The 3,399-nt window shown below is 73.3% G+C and carries 3 protein-coding genes and 1 pseudogene; 2 read left to right on the top strand and 2 right to left on the bottom strand.

Going from position 1 to position 3,399, the window contains the following annotated elements; translation table 11 throughout:
• The first annotated feature begins 153 nt into the window (after window positions 1-153).
• Entirely contained in the window at window positions 154-1,752 is a 1,599-nt protein-coding gene (locus ACFV0Q_RS39910) for an MFS transporter (protein ID WP_385012799.1), read from the top strand.
• Window positions 1,753-1,925: 173 nt separating this feature from the next.
• Here ACFV0Q_RS39910 and ACFV0Q_RS39905 read toward each other — a convergent pair.
• A pseudogene (locus ACFV0Q_RS39905) lies at window positions 1,926-2,068 on the bottom strand (transposase); the annotation flags it as partial.
• A gap of 78 nt (window positions 2,069-2,146) precedes the next feature.
• On the opposite strand from ACFV0Q_RS39905, the gene ACFV0Q_RS39900 reads away from it, so the two are divergent.
• Complete coding sequence (locus ACFV0Q_RS39900) at window positions 2,147-2,785, top strand: chorismate mutase (RefSeq protein WP_385012798.1); 639 nt, start codon at window positions 2,147-2,149, stop codon at window positions 2,783-2,785.
• 245 nt (window positions 2,786-3,030) lie between these two features.
• Here the strand turns inward: ACFV0Q_RS39900 and ACFV0Q_RS39895 are convergent.
• On the bottom strand, window positions 3,031-3,399 hold a 369-nt coding region (locus tag ACFV0Q_RS39895), incomplete at its 5' end, for a D-arabinono-1,4-lactone oxidase (RefSeq protein WP_385012796.1).

The following is a 3,399-nucleotide window of genomic DNA, read 5'->3' as shown; positions in this document are numbered from 1 at the left end:
GCTCCCGGAAGGGCAGGCCGCCGCCGCTGTCGTCCCAATGGAGGAACCGGGGGGTCTACGGCTCCCTCCTCGGGCCGAGCCCTTCGGGGGACACCGCGGGCGGTGTGCAGGAGCGACGGTGTTCCTCGAAGTCGTTTGCGACGGAGGACCACGATGAGCACGTGTACGAACCTGAAGGACCGGAAGGAAGCCTTCCGAGGGGCGGGCCCTGCGGGCGCGGGCCGTTCGGCGGCCGGCCGCGCCGTGCCGACGGAACCGGGCCGCCCGGGGCGTGCCGTCGTCGCGGCGCTGATGGTGTCGGTCGCGCTCGTCGCGCTCGACGGGACCATCGTCGCCACCGCCGTCCCGCAGATCGTCGGCGACCTCGGCGGCTTCTCCCTCTTCTCCTGGCTGTTCGCCGGCTACCTGCTCTCGTTCACGGTCGTCCTCCCCGTCTGCGGCAAACTCTCCGACACCTTCGGCCGCAAGCCCGTCCTCCTGGTCGGCATGGGACTGTTCCTGGTCAGCTCGCTCCTGTGCGCCGCGGCCTGGAGCATGGCCGCGCTGATCGCCTTCCGGATCCTGCAGGGGTTCGGCGGCGGAGCGATCGAGGGCACCGTACGGACCCTGACCGCGGACCTGTACCCGCTCAAGGACCGGCCGAAGATCCAGGCCCGGATGGCCACCGTGTGGGCGACCGCCTCCATCGCCGGACCGGCCTTCGGCGGGCTGCTCGCCGGCTACGCCGACTGGCGCTGGATCTTCCTGATCAACCTCCCGCTGGGCGCCCTGGCCCTGGCCCTGGTCATCCGGCACCTGCGGGACACCGACCAGGTCGCCGCCGCCCGGACGCGTGCGGTGGTGGCCCGGATCGACTGGCGGGGTGCCCTGGCGGTGTTCGCCTGCGGCGGTCTGCTGCTGTTCGCCCTGGTCCAGGGCGGGGTCGCCTGGCCGTGGACCTCGGTGCCCTCCCTCGTGCTGTTCGGCTCCAGCGCCCTCCTCGCCGGAGTCGTCGTGTACGTCGAGCGGCGCGCGGCGGACCCGATCCTGCCGGGCTGGGTGTGGCGCCGGCGCACCATCGCCTCCGTCAACCTGGCCATGGCCGCCCTGGGACTGCTCATGGTCGCGCCGATGGTCTTCCTCCCCACCTACGCCCAGTCCGCGCTCGGTCTCGGCCCGGTCGGCGCGGGCTTCGTGATGTCGGCGATGACACTGAGCTGGCCCATCTCCTCCGCCCTGAGCCAGCACGTCTACCGCCGCATCGGCTTCCGCAACTCCGCCGTGCTCGGCATCGGGGCCGCCTTCCTCTGCCTCGCCGCCTTCCCGCTCCTCCCGCACCCCGCCCAGCCCTGGCAGCCGGCCCTGCTCATGCTGGGCCTCGGGGCCGCCCTGGGCCTGTTCCAGACGCCGCTGGTCGTCGGGGTGCAGTCGACGGTGCGCTGGGCGGAGCGCGGGGTGACCACCGCGTCGCTGTTGTCCTGCCGGCAGGTGGGCCAGAGCATCGGGTGCGCGCTCTTCGGCGCGATCGCCAGCGCGACGATCGGATCGCGGCTGGTCGGCGCAACGGAGCCGGGGATGCCGACGCACCTCGACGACGTCGCCCGGGCACTGGACCACCAGTCACTCACCGACGCGGCTGCCGAGCACCTGCGTACGGCCGTCACCACCGCGGTGGACCACGTGTACGTCGGCGCCGCAGCGGCCGCGCTCGTCGCACTGCTGGTCCTCCTGCTGGTCGCCCCACGGAAGTTCCCGGTCCTCCAGGAGCGCTAGGCGACGTTTCTCGGATCACGTGCGGAGCCGGATCGCGAGGGCCGAGGGGGGCCGGCACCGGCCGTCGGCCGCGAGGTGGACTTCGGTGGTGAACCCTCCGCGGGAACGTCCCGGGCACTCGCCGATCGGACCACCTCCCCCAGCCGGACGATCAGTTTCCGCGACACGGGGTCCACGGTCTCCCACGGCCCGAACCGTTCCGGCAAGTCCCGCCACCGGACACCCGGCCGGACTCGGTAGCGGACCCCGTTGATCACCCGGCGGTGATCACTCCACCGGCCCCGCACGCACCACCAGGAGGCAAGAACGACTCCAGGCGATCCCACTCCGCCCACGGTTGAGTCGTCCGGTTGGGGGAGTGCGCCCTGACCGACGAGAGCGGACGGTGGTTCGCATGAGTACGACGAGCACCCTCCGCATGGTGACCGCCACGCTGGCCTTGACCGGCCTCGGAGCCGTCGCCTTCGCCGCCTGCGGGTCCACTCGGACCACCGGCGCCGATCCCGTCCGGTCGGGTCCTGTCGCGTCGAGCAGCGCCATGGCCGAGCAGGCACTGGGAACGATCGCGAGGCTAGCCGCCGAGCGCGTCATGACCGCGGACACGGTAGCCGCGGCGAAATGGGGAACCGACCAGCCCATCGATGACCCGGCCCGCGAGAAGACCGTCCTGGGCAACGCAGCCGCCCGGGCCGCGGAACTCGGGATCGGCCAGGCCACCGTCCAGCGGATCTTCAAAGACCAGATCGACGCGAACAAGGACGTCCAGCGTGCGCTCTTCGCACAGTGGCGGGCTGACCCCGCCGCGCGGCCGACCCACCGCCCCGACCTCGCCACCCAGGTCCGTCCGGTCCTGGACCGCGTCGACGGCCGCCTGCTCACCGCCATCAAGGAGGCCGAGCCCCTGCTGTCCCGTCCCGGCTGTGACGCGCTGCTGGAGCGGGGGAAGGTGACGACCGTCCGGGCCATGGGCCTGGACGCCGTCCACCGCAGCGGCCTCGACCAGGCCCTCGCCCACACCTGCCCGGCCGGATGACAGGCCGGCGCGCATCGTCCCGGGGCACGGGTGAGGCGCGCCGACTCCCGGCGGCCCCGGGCCCGGCGCCGCCGGGGCCGGCTCGAACCGCGTACCGGCCCTGCTCGCGGCCTCACTGGCCTGCCGGCTCAACGCGAGGATACTCAGCCCCGCGCCGGAGCGGATCCCCGAGCGGGCTGAGGAACGGCAGGGGCCGTGACACGGCCATCGGCGCGCCCCCGGGACCCCGGCGGGACCCGGCGGGCTCAGGCCCCGGGAAGGTGCCGGTCGGTGAACTCGTTCCGGAATTTGCCCAGCGGGTCCAGCCGCTTCCTGAGCGCGCGGAAGTCCTCCATCCGCCCGTACGTCGCGGCCAGTGCTCGCGGCGGGGTGGAGAAGACCTTCCCCCAGTGCGGGCGCGCGTCCAGCGGCGCCAGCACCTCCTCGATCTGCCTGACCACCGGCGCGACCGCCTCGGGATCGCGGGTCCAGGTGAAGTGCAGGGCGGTGCTCTGCCGCTGCCAGGCGGGGCTGAGCCACGCCTCGTCCGCGGCCACCGTCCGGATCTCCGAGACCTGGAGGACGGGTGCCATCGTGTTCCGCAGGGTGTGCAGGGCCTTGAGCGCCCGGCCGGT

Origin of the sequence: Streptomyces sp. NPDC059564 (assembly GCF_042735575.1) — a bacterium.
Lineage (GTDB): Bacteria > Actinomycetota > Actinomycetes > Streptomycetales > Streptomycetaceae > Streptomyces.
Note: the sequence above shows the minus strand (reverse complement) of the source record. Positions and strands in the feature narration are given on the sequence as shown.